At 58.4% G+C, this 16,388-nt stretch carries 19 protein-coding genes; 9 read left to right on the top strand and 10 right to left on the bottom strand.

The window, feature by feature from the left end; translation table 11 throughout:
* Positions 1 to 155: 155 nt before the first annotated feature.
* Together LJU29_RS00505 and LJU29_RS00500 are read right to left on the bottom strand one after the other, a co-directional pair.
* Positions 156 to 1,157: a Fe(II)-2OG oxygenase family protein gene (locus tag LJU29_RS00505; protein WP_257111522.1), complete on the bottom strand. Its 1,002-nt coding sequence runs from the start codon at positions 1,155 to 1,157 to the stop codon at positions 156 to 158.
* Positions 1,158 to 1,292: 135 nt separating this feature from the next.
* Positions 1,293 to 2,537 carry an MFS transporter gene (locus tag LJU29_RS00500; protein WP_057422381.1) on the bottom strand — a complete coding sequence of 415 codons (1,245 nt, stop codon included), beginning with the start codon at positions 2,535 to 2,537 and terminating at the stop codon, positions 1,293 to 1,295.
* A gap of 104 nt (positions 2,538 to 2,641) precedes the next feature.
* Here LJU29_RS00500 and LJU29_RS00495 point away from each other — a divergent pair, with 104 nt between their 5' ends.
* Positions 2,642 to 3,217 (top strand): LysR family transcriptional regulator, encoded by a 576-nt coding sequence (locus tag LJU29_RS00495; RefSeq protein ID WP_223886602.1) that lies wholly within the window; start codon positions 2,642 to 2,644, stop codon positions 3,215 to 3,217.
* A gap of 348 nt (positions 3,218 to 3,565) precedes the next feature.
* Here the strand turns inward: LJU29_RS00495 and LJU29_RS00490 are convergent, their stop codons facing one another.
* Positions 3,566 to 3,832 carry an accessory factor UbiK family protein gene (locus LJU29_RS00490; protein ID WP_002555806.1) on the bottom strand — a complete coding sequence of 89 codons (267 nt, stop codon included), beginning with the start codon at positions 3,830 to 3,832 and terminating at the stop codon, positions 3,566 to 3,568.
* Positions 3,833 to 3,931: 99 nt separating this feature from the next.
* On the opposite strand from LJU29_RS00490, the gene LJU29_RS00485 reads away from it, so the two are divergent.
* From LJU29_RS00485 to LJU29_RS00465, 5 genes are all read left to right on the top strand, one after another.
* Positions 3,932 to 4,054: a hypothetical protein gene (locus LJU29_RS00485; RefSeq protein WP_255872753.1), complete on the top strand. Its 123-nt coding sequence runs from the start codon at positions 3,932 to 3,934 to the stop codon at positions 4,052 to 4,054.
* A 196-nt stretch (positions 4,055 to 4,250) separates the two neighbouring features.
* A complete protein-coding gene (gene glnK, locus LJU29_RS00480; protein WP_002555808.1) occupies positions 4,251 to 4,589 on the top strand; it encodes a P-II family nitrogen regulator in 339 nt (112 codons plus the stop codon).
* Between the two features lie 33 nt (positions 4,590 to 4,622).
* Entirely contained in the window at positions 4,623 to 5,960 is a 1,338-nt protein-coding gene (locus LJU29_RS00475) for an ammonium transporter (protein ID WP_004663188.1), read from the top strand.
* Positions 5,961 to 6,202: 242 nt separating this feature from the next.
* The gene (locus tag LJU29_RS00470) at positions 6,203 to 6,628 is read left to right on the top strand and encodes a secondary thiamine-phosphate synthase enzyme YjbQ (RefSeq protein WP_005759212.1); all 426 of its coding nucleotides are present in this window, start codon (positions 6,203 to 6,205) and stop codon (positions 6,626 to 6,628) included.
* 98 nt (positions 6,629 to 6,726) lie between these two features.
* The gene (locus LJU29_RS00465) at positions 6,727 to 7,056 is read left to right on the top strand and encodes a hypothetical protein (RefSeq protein WP_005743173.1); all 330 of its coding nucleotides are present in this window, start codon (positions 6,727 to 6,729) and stop codon (positions 7,054 to 7,056) included.
* 74 nt (positions 7,057 to 7,130) lie between these two features.
* On the opposite strand, the gene LJU29_RS00460 is transcribed toward LJU29_RS00465, so the two are convergent.
* From LJU29_RS00460 to lptM, 6 genes are read right to left on the bottom strand one after another with little or no spacing between them, the layout of a single operon-like run.
* A complete protein-coding gene (locus LJU29_RS00460; RefSeq protein WP_005759209.1) occupies positions 7,131 to 7,823 on the bottom strand; it encodes an HAD family hydrolase in 693 nt (230 codons plus the stop codon).
* Entirely contained in the window at positions 7,816 to 8,715 is a 900-nt protein-coding gene (gene xerC, locus LJU29_RS00455) for a tyrosine recombinase XerC (RefSeq protein WP_002555813.1), read from the bottom strand. The genes LJU29_RS00460 and xerC overlap by 8 nt, the downstream gene beginning before the upstream one ends.
* A gap of 2 nt (positions 8,716 to 8,717) precedes the next feature.
* On the bottom strand, positions 8,718 to 9,452 hold the full coding sequence (locus LJU29_RS00450) for a DUF484 family protein (protein ID WP_002555814.1): 735 nt from the start codon (positions 9,450 to 9,452) through the stop codon (positions 8,718 to 8,720).
* A 13-nt stretch (positions 9,453 to 9,465) separates the two neighbouring features.
* Entirely contained in the window at positions 9,466 to 10,296 is an 831-nt protein-coding gene (gene dapF, locus LJU29_RS00445; RefSeq protein ID WP_004659606.1) for a diaminopimelate epimerase, read from the bottom strand.
* Positions 10,297 to 10,300: 4 nt separating this feature from the next.
* Positions 10,301 to 11,548 (bottom strand): diaminopimelate decarboxylase, encoded by a 1,248-nt coding sequence (gene lysA / locus LJU29_RS00440; RefSeq protein ID WP_005743170.1) that lies wholly within the window; start codon positions 11,546 to 11,548, stop codon positions 10,301 to 10,303.
* Between the two features lie 9 nt (positions 11,549 to 11,557).
* Entirely contained in the window at positions 11,558 to 11,704 is a 147-nt protein-coding gene (gene lptM / locus LJU29_RS00435; protein WP_002555817.1) for an LPS translocon maturation chaperone LptM, read from the bottom strand.
* 238 nt (positions 11,705 to 11,942) lie between these two features.
* Here lptM and cyaY point away from each other — a divergent pair, with 238 nt between their 5' ends.
* The 3 genes from cyaY (at position 11,943) to rnk (ending at position 13,053) form a co-directional block, all read left to right on the top strand.
* The gene (cyaY, locus tag LJU29_RS00430) at positions 11,943 to 12,275 is read left to right on the top strand and encodes an iron donor protein CyaY (RefSeq protein WP_002555818.1); all 333 of its coding nucleotides are present in this window, start codon (positions 11,943 to 11,945) and stop codon (positions 12,273 to 12,275) included.
* 2 nt (positions 12,276 to 12,277) lie between these two features.
* Positions 12,278 to 12,508 (top strand): DUF1289 domain-containing protein, encoded by a 231-nt coding sequence (locus LJU29_RS00425; protein WP_004659602.1) that lies wholly within the window; start codon positions 12,278 to 12,280, stop codon positions 12,506 to 12,508.
* A gap of 137 nt (positions 12,509 to 12,645) precedes the next feature.
* Positions 12,646 to 13,053, top strand: coding sequence for a nucleoside diphosphate kinase regulator (gene rnk, locus LJU29_RS00420; protein ID WP_005743168.1), 408 nt, complete (start codon positions 12,646 to 12,648; stop codon positions 13,051 to 13,053).
* Positions 13,054 to 13,468: 415 nt separating this feature from the next.
* Here rnk and LJU29_RS00415 read toward each other — a convergent pair whose 3' ends face one another.
* Complete coding sequence (locus tag LJU29_RS00415) at positions 13,469 to 16,315, bottom strand: class I adenylate cyclase (RefSeq protein ID WP_257111521.1); 2,847 nt, start codon at positions 16,313 to 16,315, stop codon at positions 13,469 to 13,471.
* Positions 16,316 to 16,388: the final 73 nt, after the last annotated feature.

The following is a 16,388-nucleotide window of genomic DNA, read 5'->3' as shown; positions in this document are numbered from 1 at the left end:
AGGGCATCATTCTGGCGAAAGCGACTTTTCAGACAAACCCTAGGAGCGACGGGTTAAGAATACCAGCCTGTTTCAGTAGCATCTATTTCGAAAAATTCGCATTTAATTCGAAAACCTACACATGCTGATAAGGGTTGTGTAGCGTTAACAGCAAATCAGTCGATGACACAGCCCGCTCTGTTACGGGACCAATAAGACTGAAAGCTTTCGGCGGTGCACAGGTCTTTGAAAGCGTAGGTTTTCAACAGCCAGCGGGACGCCGCACTTTCAGGGTTCAGAATGTCGATCTTTTCCCGGTTGTGCAGACCGTCCTGATTGGCGAAGGTCAACAGGTCGCCAGTCAGTATGCGGTGGCGCTTGCAGTGCGAACGTGTCATTGCATTTTTGAATGCGATGAACGCATCGCGTGCTTCGACAGGGGCTTGTTCGGCAACGCAGGTCATGGTGTCGAGAAAGCGGATGGAATGGTCGTTGCTCAGAATGGCATGTTTTTCAGAGGTGCTGAGTTGCTTGTTCATGTCACGGGAAAAGATATCGAACACGGTATAGAAATGCGGCTCACGCAAGCAGGCAATGTGCCGGGGCTCCAGGTTTCTGACGATGTCGACACCATCGATATAACCGGTATAGATCAGGTCATCTTCCGGGCAACGCATGCCCAGCAACGTGATGTAGTCGGCCCTGACTTTATGCGCGGTACGATCATTGTGGAACACCAGTTCACTGTCACTGAAGCCGGTCAATTGCCCGCTGTACTTCTTGATGGCAATAACATCGGTGAAGAAATCACCTTCATTTCTGGTCTCATAAGACAGTAACGGTGTGCCGGTAAGTTGCGCAAACAGCTCAAGAAAGGCCTCACTGACAAACTGTGTTTTCTTGACGTGTTTATCCTTTACCGGATCCTCCGGATCAAGCTCGGGAATCAACCTGTCCATAGGGCAGTTGCGAATAACGTGAATCCTTTGCTGATGATTCGCTCTTTCGCTGCGGATAATCTGACAGGCACTCAGGAAACGAGCGGGCACATCGGAGTGCAAGCGCCGTATGCCTTCCGAGAAACCTGTGTAGCTTTTATAGGGGGATAAATCTAGCGGTTCCAGAAGATTCAGCAGGTGTGCTTTCTCTTCAGGCTCAAAAGTAAATAGCGGGATCATGCCTCTCCTCCATGGAAAGAGTTCAGTTCAATTAAGAAAGCGTCAGGCCGGTGGCGTCTATCGTCAGTGCGAGGGCGTGCCGCTCAAACTAGTTGGCAACACGGTTTACAACAGCGGTCAGCAGGGGAATCGGTCTCAGGTTGAACGGGGTGCCAGTGCATAGCTTTTTTCAACGCGCGGGAACAACGGCACCGTCAACAGCGCGCAGAAGGCTGCTGCCAGCCACACCACTCCCCAGGAAAAGTGAGTCATGAGAGAGGATGCAGCGATGGGCGTTGCGAACAGCACCACAAACACGCAGGTATTGCCCATGGCCAAGGCTGTACCCGCCCGACTCGCACCCGCCAGTGTGGCAAGTTCGGTATAGGCGACACCGTGCCAGGCGGACACGCTGATTCCAGCAATGATCATGACGCCGATAATCAGACCGCTGGCCAGCGCAGTTTCACTCAGGCCATAAAACCCCGCTGCCGACACCAAGGTGCCCAGCGCCAAAAAAGTCAGGGTGCTTAACCAGGCACACGTCTTGAGGTAGGCACGTCGGTTTTTGTTTTTGTCGGTCCAGCGTCCGCTCCATATTCTGCTGACAATCGCGCCGACCTGGATAATCGCCAACGTGGTTGAAATCAGCGTGATGTCCATCTTGCTGAAATCATGGAAGAACACCGCCGCATAGGTGAGGATCGCGAATTGAGGCGCGCATAACAGACCGATGGCTAATACGATGCGCCAGACCCTCAGATCCTTTAACGGGCTCGCACTTGTCTCCATGCTCTGTTTTTTTGCAGCGCTGCTGGAGAAGTCGGGTTCATAGAGCCAGAACCCGGCGAACAACGCCGCTATCAGGCAGAACAAGGCTGATGCAGTAAAGACCTCTACAAACCCGTAGGTATAAGCGAGATAGGGCAGCACGATGGCCCCCAAGGCGTAACCGCCCGGAACGGCCGTCTGGCGAATGCTCATGGCCAACCCCCGTTCACCCTCTTTGAACCAGGCCATGATCGCTCGCCCACTGGCTCCGTTGACGCTGCTGCCAAGCAGGCCCACTACGAACAGGCCCAACGCCAGCAATACGACCGTCGGTGCGTAAGAGGCCAGCATGGCCGATATCAGCAATGCAATCCCCGAACTGAGCAGGCCAGTCAGCAGTACGGGACGGTCTCCCCAGCGGTCAGTCAGCAGCCCCCACGGGATCTCGCTGATGGCGATACCCAATCCTAAAACGCCGAGTACAAGCCCCAGCTCGCTGTTATCCAACTGGTAGGTGGCACGCATATAGACCGCCGTCGCGGGCAGCCCCCCTACGACGCTTGAAAAGCTCGCATTGGCGGCCACGCCGACGCCAAGCGCTTTCCAACGGTGACCGTTATCGACAGTCATAAGTATCCCACTATTTAATTGGTTGTGGGTCGCAAGATTCTCATGAGAGTATCGTCTCGAATATCAAATTATTTTGCGTGTTCGTCCCAAAAAGCAGGATTGTTATGAGACCGGTGAATTTCGATTTGGATGTCATGCGCAGTTTTGTAACAGGGGTCGAATTGGGCAGTTTTGCCAAGGCCGCGCAGAAACTTGCCCGCTCTACGTCAGCCATTAGTGCCCAATTGAAAAAACTGGAAGCTCAGGCAGGCTCTCCACTCTTCAAGAAAGCCGGACGCAAGCTGGCGTTGACGGACACCGGGGAGGTGTTACTTAACTATTCCAAGCGCCTCTTGAGCCTTAACGACGAGACCATAACGGCAGTGTCGGAGCTCAAACTCAAGGGCTGGGTACGCCTCGGGCTTCAGGAAGACCTGGGCAGTTTCTTGCCGACAGTGCTTGGACGATTCGCCAGAGCCCACCCCGATGTTCGAGTCGAGGCACGTATTGCACGTAATGCAGATCTGTTGAACCGCATCGAAAATGGTTCTCTCGATCTTGCGGTGGCGTGGGGGGGGTGTAAAAAAGAATGGGTACCAAGAAACGATCGTAGAGCTGCCCATGCAATGGATCGGATCGTCACACCGGTATCTGGACTGGCGTGTCGAGTCAGGCAACCCACTTCCTGTGATTGCATTTGATGCGCCTTGTCCCTTCCATTCAAAGGCCACTGACGCATTGAACCTTGCCGGGATCCCTTGGCATCTGTCCTTTACCAGCTCGAGTCTCAATGGTCTGTCTGCGGCCACCGAGGCTGGATTGGGCTACACCATCAGAACGGCTCTTGGTCTTCAATCGGGCACTGAGCTTCTGAATATAGAAGACCGGGGTTTGCCGGCTCTGCCTTCGATAGCCCTGACGTTGCACAGGCACGAGGCGAATCCCAATCCTCTGACCGAGCGATTGTCGAGCATGGTGGTACAAGCGATCAGAAGCGAGATCGCCTGATCGCAATGGCCTGACGACCGGCGAAGATATCAGGCCAGGAATTACTCGGCCTTTTCAACACCGCCAGCCTTCTCTTCCAGCTCGGCCATCTTGGCCTCCAGCGCTTCCAGGCGGGCGCGGGTGCGGGCGAGGACGGCCATCTGGCTATCGAATTCTTCACGGCTGACCAGGTCCAGTTTGCTGAAGCCGCTTTGCAGCAGGGCCTTGAACTGGGCTTCGAATTCGCTGCGGGGTACTGGCGTTTCGCCATTGAAAAGACGGGAAGCGTGGCCGCTGAGGGCGTCAAGAAAGGCTTTGGGCGCGAGCATGATGATTTTCCTGAATCAGAAGCCGGCAGTGTAACACGCAGTGTCTATAGTCAATTTGACGGGGCGAGTCGCACGCTTATGGAGCGCTGCGGCGTGCACATGAGCACCATTAGTGTGCATTACCTTGGTCGCGAAGCCGGTTTGACCCGGCAAAACCTGCCCAAGAGCCTGTATTCAATGAATATTCACGAGATGGCAAGCTTTCTGCTTAGTGGCTTATGACCCATGCACTGATGCAGTCGCTGTGACGAATGCAGTGCGGCAGGCGGAGCGGGGAAGTGTTTCGTCAGAAGCGGTTTTCTGGAGTTGGCCTGGCCTGATCAGGCGGCCGACACGTTACAAAGCCAGGCACTGCGCTTAGACTTGAGTCGGGTTTGTTTTCCAGGGGCAAGTCCACCAAATTCGGGAGAAAGTTTTCATGAAGCTAGTCACTGCCATCATCAAGCCGTTCAAACTGGATGACGTTCGCGAGTCGTTGTCTGAAATCGGCGTGCAGGGCATCACCGTCACTGAAGTCAAAGGCTTCGGGCGTCAGAAGGGTCACACTGAGCTTTATCGCGGTGCTGAATACGTCGTCGACTTCCTTCCCAAAGTGAAGATCGATGTCGCCATTGATGACAAGGATCTGGATCGTGTCATCGAAGCCATAACCAAGGCCGCCAACACCGGCAAGATCGGTGACGGCAAGATTTTTGTGGTCAATCTGGAACAGGCCATTCGCATCCGTACCGGCGAGACCGATACAGACGCTATTTAAGCCGCCAAACCCAACGCCCCAGGAGAAAACAATATGACTCTGCGTCAATTCGCAGGGCTCGGTGCCCTGTTGTCCCTCGCATTACCTGGTCTTGCCCTGGCGGCTGACCCAGTGGCCGAGCCGGTGCTGAACTCTGGCGACACTGCATGGATGCTGACCTCGACCGCTCTGGTCCTGTTCATGACCATCCCCGGTCTCGCGCTGTTCTACGGCGGCATGGTTCGCTCGAAGAATATTCTGTCCGTGATGATGCAGTGTTTCGCCATCACCGGTCTGATCAGCATCCTGTGGGTCGTGTACGGCTACAGCATTGCGTTCGATACAACCGGCATGGAAGCGGGCGTCGTCAACTTCAATTCCTTCTTTGGCGGTATGGGTAAAGCGTTCCTGGCAGGCATCACGCCAGCAAGCATTACCGGTCCTGCGGCGTTGTTCCCTGAGGCGGTGTTCGTCACCTTTCAGATGACCTTCGCGATCATTACCCCTGCCCTGATTGTCGGCGCTTTCGCAGAACGCATGAAGTTCTCAGCAATGCTGGTGTTCATGGGTATCTGGTTCACTCTGGTCTACGCGCCAATCGCCCACATGGTCTGGGGTGGCGTCGGTGGCCTGATGTGGGACTGGGGCGTTCTCGACTTCGCTGGTGGCACCGTGGTGCACATCAACGCCGGTGTAGCCGGTCTGGTGGCCTGCCTGGTACTGGGCAAGCGTAAAGGCTTCCCGACCACGCCGATGGCTCCGCACAATCTGGGTTACACCCTGATCGGCGCAGCAATGCTCTGGGTCGGCTGGTTCGGTTTCAACGCCGGTTCCGCCGCTGCGGCCAACGGCACTGCCGGTATGGCGATGCTGGTGACTCAAATCGCTACCGCTGCCGCCGCACTAGGCTGGATGTTCGCCGAGTGGCTGACCCACGGCAAGCCAAGCGCTCTGGGCATCGCGTCGGGCGTGGTTGCCGGTCTGGTCGCTATTACCCCGGCTGCCGGTACAGTCGGCCCGATGGGCGCTCTGATCATCGGTCTGGCGGCAGGCGTGATCTGCTTCTTCTGCGCTACCAGCCTCAAGCGCAAGCTTGGCTACGACGACTCCCTGGATGCGTTCGGCGTTCACGGTATCGGCGGTATCGTCGGCGCGATCCTGACCGGCGTGTTCGCAGCACCTGCACTGGGCGGCTTCGGCACTGTGACTGACATCGGTGCCCAGGTCTGGATTCAGTTCAAGGGCGTCGCGTTCACCGTCGTCTACACCGCGATCGTGACCTTCATCATCCTTAAAGTACTGGATGCAGTGATGGGTCTACGCGTCACCGACGAGGAAGAGTCTGTCGGTCTGGACCTTGCGCAACACAACGAGCGTGGCTACAACTTGTAAGCAGCCGCAGATGCAAAAAAGAATGCCCGGTCTCCGGGCATTTTTTTTGTCTGACGTTTGCGGATATACCGCGGATTTTTGCTGTCATTGACTTTGCCCGCGTCAATGATTTCGGCACCGTGACGCAGCGCAGGTAACGATGTATCGCCAGTCTTCGTCAACTTGCAGGGAAGCCGGTTTATTGCGCGCGTTGCTTTTTTCTCAGTCGAGTTAGAATGCGCGCCGAAGGTGCGGAGAACGGTATGTGGCATCAATCCAGAATTGCCTTGCGGGCCAGGCCCCGCGGGTTCCATCTGGTGACTGACGAAATAGTCGCGGGTTTGCCCCCGTTGCGCGATTGTCGTGTCGGGCTACTGCATGTGTGGCTGCAACATAGCTCGGCTTCGTTGACCATCAACGAAAATGCCGATCCGGCGGTACGTCGTGACTTTGAGCGTTTTTTCAACCGTCTGGTGCCCCAGGGCGTGGACGGCTACGAACATGACGACGAAGGCCCTGATGACTTGCCAGCGCATTTCAAGGCCAGTCTGCTGGGCTGCCAGTTGGTTCTGCCGGTGACGGCAGGGCGACTGGCGCTGGGCACCTGGCAAGGTATTTACCTGGGCGAACATCGAGACGCTGGTGGGTCTCGTAACGTCCTCGCCACCCTTCAGGGTGAGTGGATATAACCGCTGGAGTCAGCGGTTATGGAATTTTTCCGATCGCCTTAGCATTTCCGGGCGGTTGGGCTATAACTAATCAGCTTTCGCAAGTCATGAGGTAGAACATGAGCGACGACGACGATACTAACGACGATCTGGTAGACGATCTGGAAGGCGAAGACGATGGGGAGCTTGCAGCAACCTCCCCGGAAGACGACGCAGCCGAGCCAGACGATTCCGACGTTCCGGCAGCACCCGCAAAAGGCAAGGCCAAGGCCGCTGTCTCGGTCGATGAACTGCCTAGCGTAGAAGCCAAGAACAAAGAGCGCGATGCTCTGGCGCGTGCCATGGAAGAGTTCCTGGCGCGTGGTGGCAAGGTGCAGGAAGTGGAGGCCAACGTGGTCGCCGATCCGCCCAAGAAGCCTGACAACAAATACGGTAGCCGCCCGATTTAAGGCTGCAGACGCTGTATGAGAAAAAGCCCGCCGTCGCTGCGGGCTTTTTCTATTGAGCGAACATCAGACCGTTTTCAGGCCCAGCGTGCCAGGACTTCCGGCAGCTGCGACAGGTTGTGGATCTCGGCATCCGGCAGCCGGTCTGCGTCCCAGGCCTTGCCTTGCGGGTTGTACCAGATGGCGCGCATGCCCGCCTGCTGGGCACCTGCGATATCGTCTTTCGGGTGATCGCCTACGTGCACGGCTGCGCTGGCATCGACTTTTGCGCGCCGTAACGCTTCCACAAACGGTGCCGGGTCGGGCTTGCCGATACCCATGTCCTCGGCGCACAGCGCGAAGGCAAAATAGTCAGCCAGCCCCAAACGACGCACATCGGCATTGCCATTGGTAATCACGCCCAGCGTGAAGGTCTTGGCGAGAATTTCCAGCATGGGTTGCACCTCAGGGAAAATCTGCACTTGATGGCGGCCATGCAGGAAGACTTCAAAGCCGCGGTCGGCAAGGTCCTGCGCCTCGTCCGGGTCGTAGCCGGCATCTTCGAGCGCATGGAACAGCACGCGGCGTCGCAAGGCGCTGATGCGGTGCTTGAAGGACGGGTCTTCAGCCACAAGGCGCGAGCGAATTTCCCACAGGTGCTCGACAGGAATCGCCCCCAGCTTTGGCGCGTGTTCGGCCAGCCAGTCACGCAGTGTGACTTCGGCACCAGCAATGGCAGGGGCGGTGTCCCAGAGCGTGTCGTCAAGATCAAACGTCACCAGCTTAATCATCTGCAGCTCCTTTACGTTTGGCTCGGGGATGGGCGCTGTCATAAACAGTAGCCAAATGCTGGAAGTCCAGGTGCGTATATATCTGCGTGGTCTTGATGTCCGCATGACCCAGCAGCTCCTGCACGGCGCGCAAGTCCTGTGACGACTCCAGCAGGTGGCTGGCGAACGAGTGACGCAGCATGTGCGGATGCAGGTTCTGCCCTAACTCCCTCTCACCAGCCGCCTTGAGCCGCACTTGAATCGTGCGCGGGCCGAGGCGCTTGCCTTGCTGGCTGACGAACACGGCGTCGTCCTGCGGATTGGTCAGGGCACGCAGCGGCAACCATATTTCCAGCGCCTGGCGAGCCTTGCTGCCGACCGGCAGTACGCGGGTCTTGCTGCCTTTGCCCAGGACCTGCACCAGACCGTCGCGCAGGTCCAGTTGGTCCAGGTTCAGGCCCGTCAGTTCGGACAGGCGCAACCCTGATGAGTAAAGCAGTTCCAGAATGGCTTGATCGCGATGAGCCAGAAAATCATCTTCAACGCCACCGTCCAGTAATTGTGCGGTGCGGTCGGTGTCCAGCGTCTTGGGCAGACGCCGTTCGCCCTTGGGCGGTGACAGGCCGTTTGCCGGGTCGTGCTGGCAGATGCCTTCGCGATTGAGGTATTTGTAGAAACCGCGCACCGCCGACAGCATGCGGGCCAGACTGCGTGAAGACTGGCCCTGTTGGTGCTGGCGGGCGGTAAAGCTGCGCAGGTGCTGGATATCCAGATCATTCCAGCTCGACAGTTGCGCCTTCTGGCAATATGCCAGAACCTTGCCCAGATCGCGTCGGTAGGCTTCAAGCGTATGAGGCGACACCTGGCGCTCACTGCGCAGGTGCATGCAGTAGGCGTCCAGATGCTGTTCCATGGCTAGCGAACCGAACGTAAAGAGTGAGCGAAACGCGGCAGCAGGCGGCTCAGGACGTCGGCGATGTAACTGAGGAACAGAGTGCCGACCGAGCTTTTGTAATGCTGCGGATCACGGCTGCCGATGGCCAGCACGCCATGCAGGCCCAGGTGATTAAGACTGGCGATGGCGGTAGAGCCGACTTCCTTGCCTTGCTCTGCGCCAAACAGGAACGCCAGTTCATGCTCACGCAACGCGCCGCAGATGATCTTCTCGCCAATCAGGCCGCCGATTGCTTTCTGTGCTTCGGCGCTGCTGACCCATCGCCCCACTTGCATCGGGCTGTCACTGAACAGGATCAGGCTGACGAAGGGCACCTGAAAGTCCTGACGCAGGCTGTCTTCGACAGCGATGACCAGCTCGTCCAGGCTGGTGGCATCCATCAGGGCGAGGTTCAGGCGTCGGGTCTTTTCGAACAGGCGGTCGTTGTCCCGTGCGACGTCCATCAGCTGCGACAGGCGATGACGCATTTCGATGTTGCGCTCGCGCAGCAGCTTTAGCTGACGCTCGACCAGCGAAACGGTATTGCCACGCTGGTGCGGGATGCGCATCGACACCAGCAGCTCGTCGTGCTCGGCGAAAAAGTCCGGGTGCTCAAGCAGGAAGGCGATGACCGCCTCTGCTTCAAGGTCTGGCGCTGCGCTATCGACAGGCGATTCGCAGGGTGTGCCTGTTGAAGCGGGAGGTTGATCGGTCATGGCAGTTACTCACTCAAAGACGAACTTGGCCTTCATAAACCCTGACGGCGGGGCCGGTCATCATGACAGAATGTCCCGGGCCAGCCCATTCGATGGACAGGCGACCTCCGGGCAGGTCGATCAGCAGCGGCGAATCCATCCAGCCCTGGCTGATGGCAGCAACCGCTGCCGCACAGGCACCGGTGCCACAGGCCTGGGTTTCCCCGGCACCACGCTCCCAGACACGCAACTGCGCACGCTGACGGTCCACCACGTGGAGAAAGCCCACATTGACCCGTGCCGGAAAGCGCGGGTGATGCTCGATCTTTGGCCCCAGCTCGTGGACCGGCGCGTTATTGATGTCATCGACACGCAGTACGGCATGCGGGTTGCCCATGGACACAGCAGCCAGTTCGATATTCTGCCCGTCTACTTCGACGTTGTAACGGGTGGCCTGCTCTGCGGCCTCGAAAGGTATTTCTTCCGGGACAAACCTGGGTGGCCCCATATCGACGCTGATCTGCCCGTCGCTGCGGATATCCAGCTCAATGATGCCGCTCTTGGTCTCGACGCGTATCTGCTTCTTGGCCGTCAGGCGCTTGTCGAGTACGAAACGGGCAAAGCAGCGCGCGCCGTTGCCGCACTGTTCGACTTCGGAACCATCGGAGTTGAAGATTCGGTAGCGAAAGTCCACATCCGGATTGTTCGGCGCCTCGACCAGCAAAAGCTGATCGAAACCGATACCGGTGTGGCGGTCGCCCCATTGTTTGGCATGCTTGGGCAAGATGTGCGCGTGCTGACTCACAAGGTCCAGGACCATGAAGTCGTTACCCAGCCCGTGCATCTTGGTAAAACGCAGCAGCATGGGATTACTCCGGCAGCAGGCTTTCGCCAGCGAACAGCTCGGCCACGGTTTCGCGACGACGCACTTCAAAAGCCTGGGAACCGTCGACCAGTACCTCAGCAGCACGGCCACGGGTGTTGTAGTTCGAACTCATGACGAAGCCATAGGCACCGGCCGAATGGACCGCCAGCAGATCGCCTTCGGCCAGCGCCAGCTCGCGCCCTTTGGCGAGGAAGTCGCCGGTCTCGCAGATCGGCCCGACGATGTCGTACGCACGAGGTTCGCTGTCACGCGGACGCACTGCTGTGACGTCCATCCACGCCTGATAAAGCGCTGGGCGGATCAGATCGTTCATCGCCGCATCGACGATGGCGAAATCCTTGTGCTCGGTGTGCTTGAGGTATTCGACGCGGGTCAGCAGCGCGCCTGCGTTGGCCACGATGAAGCGCCCCGGCTCGAACAACAGCCCCAGATCACGACCAGCCAGTCGCTCACGCACGGCTTTGATGTAGTCGGCCGCCAGCGGAGGCTCTTCGTCGCGATAACGCACACCAAGACCGCCACCCAGATCGATATGGTGCAGGTGAATGCCGCAATCGCCCAGGCGATCAACCAGGTCCAGCAGGCGATCCAGCGCATCAATGAACGGCTCGAGCGTGGTCAGTTGCGAGCCGATATGGCAGTCGACCCCGATCACCTCCAGGTTTGGCAGTTGCGAGGCGCGAATGTAAACGTCTTCGGCATCTGCAATGGCGATGCCGAATTTGTTTTCTTTAAGGCCGGTGGAGATGTAAGGGTGAGTGCCTGCATCCACATCCGGGTTGACCCGCAGCGATATCGGCGCACGAACGTCGAGCTCGGCGGCCACTTCCTGCAGGCGCTCAAGCTCGTCGGTGGATTCGACATTGAAGCAGTGCACACCAACTTCAAGAGCGCGACGCATGTCTTCACGGGTCTTGCCGACGCCGGAAAACACGATCTTCTCGGCTTTGCCGCCTGCGGCCAGCACACGCTCCAGTTCGCCGCGCGAAACAATGTCGAAACCGGCGCCAAGACGCGCCAGGACATTTAGCACGCCCAGATTGGAGTTGGCTTTTACGGCGAAGCAGACCATATGCGGCATGCCGCTCAGCGCATCGGCGTAGGCACGGTATTGCGCCTCTATATGAGCGCGCGAGTAGACATAGGTCGGCGTGCCGAAGCGCTCGGCAATGGCAGACAATGCTACCCCTTCCGCGAACAGCTCACCGTCGCGGTAGTTGAAGGCGTCCATTGAACTCCCTTAAAGGTGCTTGTGCGATTGCGATTTGGCTTGTTCATCCGGAGTTTTGGTGTCATCCGGCAGATACAGCGGGCCTTTCTGGCCGCAGGCTGTAACAAGACAAGCGACCGCGACAAGCGCAGCAAGCGAAGAGATCAGGCGCTTCATGGCGAAATCCTTTGTAAAAGCATTAATTGCGCCCGAGTATACCGACCACCCGGCAGCTTGCCTATGCGAGCGGCGTCCCGTCTGGCGTGCCTTTGACGTGAAAGCCGCAGCAGAGCGGTGGTTGATCGGGATTAAAGTGCTCGTGCATCGTCAATGATGAGTAAGCTTTGCATTTGCCTGGCTGCGTCCGTATCTTGCCCCTCTGCGCTATTTGCAGACACTTATCGAGGTTCCCGCAATGAGTTTGACCGAAGCCCGTTTTCACGACCTCGTCGATGCGACGCAGCAGGTGCTGGAAGATGTTTTTGACGAGAGCGGCCTGGATGTCGACCTGGAAAACTCGGCCGGCGTCCTCACCGTCAAGTTCGAAAACGGCTCGCAACTGATCTTCAGTCGTCAGGAGCCGCTTCGTCAGCTGTGGCTGGCAGCCCGCTCCGGCGGTTTCCATTTCGATTATGACGAAGAGAACAGCCGTTGGGCATGCGACACCAGTGATGAGCTGCTCAGCGAAATGCTTGCGCGCATCACCCTTGAGCAAGCCGGTGTCGAACTGGATTTCGACGAGATCTGATCGTGAGCCAGTCCCCCGTTCGACCGCCCAAACCGCTTTTCAGCAACGTCAGCCCGGCTGTACCGTCGCCCTGTATCAGCCTGTGCCGGCTCGATGAGCAGAAGGTTTGCCTCGGGTGCTTCCGTCATGTCGAAGACATCCGCGAATGGCGCTCGGCCGATGACCATCGTCGTCGACAGATTCGCCATGAAGCGGAACAGCGTCGAGCCAGCGCGGGCCAGACCGCAGGCTGATGCCGCGTCGGGTTGTGTATTTACTGCGCTGTGTTAGTGTCGGCCCCTGCTTCTCCAGATTGAGAGGCCCGTAGAACCCCGCCCACCCCGGCGGGGTTTTGTTTTATTCATGGAGAATAAAGGAGTCTGCCCAGACCATGACCACAGCACCTTCGATCATCCTCACCCGCCTCGACGTACAGCGTCTCGAGAGTTTTATCGCCAGCCAGGACGAAGACACGCCGGGCATCCAGGCGTTGCAGGCCGAACTGGACCGCGCCGATCAGGTAGTGGGCCACGATGAAGTGCCTGCGGGCGTTGTGACCATGAATTCGCGTGTGCATTGCCGTGAAGAAGTCAGCGGCAAGGATTACCATCTCAAGCTGGTTTATCCACAGGATGCAGGCGCAGACGGCACCGTCTCGGTCCTCGCGCCAATGGGCTCGGCGTTGCTGGGTTTGCAGGTTGGCCAGCACATCGACTGGCCAGCACCGGGCGGCAAGACCCTCAAGCTGACCTTGCTGGCGGTGGAGTATCAGCCGGAAGCAGCGGGCGAGTACGAGTAATCGAAGGCGCTGCATCCGTAAAGCGCCTCCGCATTCAAGAGCGGACGCAGAGCGTCCAGAACGGCATTCCCACGCTGGAGCGTGCGGAACGATAGGCGCACCAGAGAATACCTATCGTGCCAATGCTCGGCGTTGGCATGCATTTCGTGACGCTCTGCGTCACAACTCTGCGCCACACCACACATTCAGGATCGGACGCGGAGCGTGCGGAACGAGAGGCGGCCCACAGAACACCTATCGTGCCAATGCTCCGCGTTGGCATGCATTTCGTGACGCTCTGCGTCACAACTCTGCGCCACACCACACATTCAGGATCGGACGCGGAGCGTCCGGAACGAGAGGCGGTCCAGAGAACACCTATCGTGCCAATGCTCGGCGTTGGAACATTAGGCGCGCGGGGCAGAACAAGCGTACGTCAGGCCTGGTCCATCGCCTCGTTCAACAGCTTTTCCAGCTCGGCCTTGTGATGCAGGAAGAGGATGCTTTGTCCATGCCGGTCATCCAGCAGCCCGGACAGGTCCAGGTCGGTGATGTAACAGCGATAGCGCTGGGGTTCCAGGCGCTTGCCGAGAATTTGCCGGGCAACGGCGGCATACAGCTGATCGCCATATTCCAGCTCGGAAAACTCGCAGTTATCGCAGTACAACGTGGCGCTCAGCTGTCCGGGCGAGGTTTCTTCGATGATTGCCTGTACGTCATAAAACGCCTTGTCCGCCGCAGTCGGTGCCAACCGATGTTCGACACGCCGGGCAAGCCCAGGGCCAGAAGGCAGCACTTGGTAATAAAGGGTTTCCAGCGAAACCGGCTCGGACGGGTCGTCCAGCGGCAATGACGCGCCTCGGCGATAAACCAGCGAGTGAAGAAAACGCTGCAGTGGCGTCAGCAGGCTTTGTTCGTCGTGATACGGCAGGCGCTGGTGCCAGAGCGAATTGTGTTCGTCCAGCACATACACGTCGGCATCCGGCTCGTTGATTCGGTAGAACCCCTGAATGCATTCAGGCTGACCAAGTGGCAGGATCAGGGCCAGATCGTGGCCATCGAGTGCCTGTGGGTCCAGATGCAAAGGGCTGTACAACGGCAGCTCTTCACCCAGGTACTTGAACAGGCCTGGCAGGCTGTTGACCACTACATGACCGACCTGCCCGGGTTTGATCTCCAGCACGTGATACTGCTGCTGCACTTGAATCAGATAACGATGGTTCAACCGCCTGGCGAGTAATAACCGGGCCGTGCTGATCAGTTCTTCAACCCGCTGAGCGATGGCAGGTGCCCGGTTATGACAGAAGCAGCGCACGCGAATCTGCGGCTGCTTACCGCTCTGCGGCAGGCTGCCGAGCAGTTCGCTCATGCAGTCGAGCAGGGCATGCGGGCCGTCATAGCGGCTGACCAGCGTTTCGTTCCAGGTATTGAGGGTGATCTGGTCCAGCGTCAGCACCAGATTCTCCCGGACACCCGCGTAACTGAGCGAGTCGGTGCGCTCGGTGGTCATCAGAATATTAAGGTCGCGGTGATGCCTGAGCGGGTCGACACCGACATTGACCAGCAACAGTATCTCGCTGGGTGTACTGGGCATGAGCAGCTCATCGTCGCTGACCTCGGGCAGCGGCAGTTCAATACTCTGCTGCAAGGCACCGAGCAGGTTGAACAACTCGAACTCGCTCAAGTCACTGGTGCCCGGATGCAGCGCCACGCGGGTCGTGGTGTCGATCACGTTGTTGCGGTGGCACCAGGTCAGCAGCTCGAGCAATTCCCGGCTGCGCTTGATCGGCGGAAAGTTCGGCCACTCGTGAATACCCAGGTTGCCGTTGTACAGGGCCCACTGATGTTTGCCTGGCTCGCGCTTATCAGGGGAATGCACCAGCGTCAGCGTATCTTCTGCAAGGTCCGGAGCGATGCCCGGATTGATGAACTCGACCTTGCCCGCCTTGCGCTCGAAAGCGGCATACAGGCGCCGACCGAGTATGGTCAGGTCACGAGCATTGAGCGCGTCGGCGGTGCTTTGCGTGCTGGCGAACCGGGTCTGAAAGCGATAGCTGTAATTGAGCTCGTTAACCAGTGCACGACGCTCGCTGGCCACCTGGCGCACTTTCCACTGGCTGCGGCTGTCGAGCAGCGCCAGTTGTCGTTCATCCCAGCCCCACTCAGAGGTCAGGCGCTCCAGCAGCAGGCGTTGCCAACCGGTGTTGCGCTGACGGCTCGAGCCGGTGAGCTTTTTGTTGACCTTCAGGTACAGGCTGCGCCGCACCAGTTCGAGGCGCTCTTGCTCGTTGCGTGCCTGCAGATGCTCTTCGATACGCCGGTACACAACCACGTACGGGTCCAGCTCATCCAGGTCCAGTTGGTTGGCAAACACCGCTTGCTTGAAACGCAGGCTCAGGCACTGCACGCGGGGATGTTCACTGGAGTAAACCTCGATCAGCAGCAGCTTGAGAACAGACTTATAGGGCGACTCGATACCCTTGAACAACTGCCACAAGCCGGCACCGATAAATTCCGCCGCAGGAATGTGCGACATTGGCCCGAGGTCGAGCACTTCGCTGGCGCGGATGAAGCGTTTGCTCAGCAGGGTATGGGTGTAATCCTCATAGTTCTGCTCTTCATAGACTGGCACCAGCCACCACATCGGGGTGCGCCCTGCGAGCCAGATCGCCGTGCGATAAAACTCATCGAGCAACAGGTAATGCTGGGTAGTGCCGCAGTCGTCAGAGCTGAGCTGCGAGTCGCGGTCCCCGCGCTTGAAACGTTGCGGGTCGATCAGGAAAAAGTGCGCTTCTGCCCCCATAGTGGCGGCCCAGGCTTCAAGGGCATGGCATTTCCTGCGCAGTTCGGCGATGGCCTCCGGCTCCAGTTCGCTGTCGTGGCAGACCCATACGTCCATGTCGCTTTGTTCAGCCTGGGCCAGCGTACCGAGGCTGCCCATCAGGAACAGGCCGTGAATCGGCTGAGGAGCGTTACCACGCCGGACCTTGTAAGAGAAGGAGCGTGTCAGGCGTTGCGCCTCGGCCAGCGCCAGCGTGTCCGGTTCGTACTGCGAGACGCCAGCAGGCGTACCACCGGAAACGTAACCGGGCAGCAGAGGGTGGTTGACGTGAAAGAACAGCGGCAGCAGGGTCAGAACGCTTTGCTGGCGGGTCGACATGCCTTCGAGGGCACGCGCATATCGCCCGTCATTGAGTGACAGGAAACGGTTGCGCAACTGGCTGAGAACCTTGCGGTCGATGCCCTCATCCAGGTCGGGGCGAATTTCAGGATTACGCGTCATCGCAACTCAAGGCATCTGGCCTGTGCAGGCGTGGAATTACTGAGCAAAGATGGCGGAGAAGGTTTGCAGCCGA

The organism is Pseudomonas ficuserectae, assembly GCF_024584585.1.
In the GTDB taxonomy this organism is placed as follows: domain Bacteria; phylum Pseudomonadota; class Gammaproteobacteria; order Pseudomonadales; family Pseudomonadaceae; genus Aquipseudomonas; species Aquipseudomonas amygdali.
Note: the sequence above shows the minus strand (reverse complement) of the source record. Positions and strands in the feature narration are given on the sequence as shown.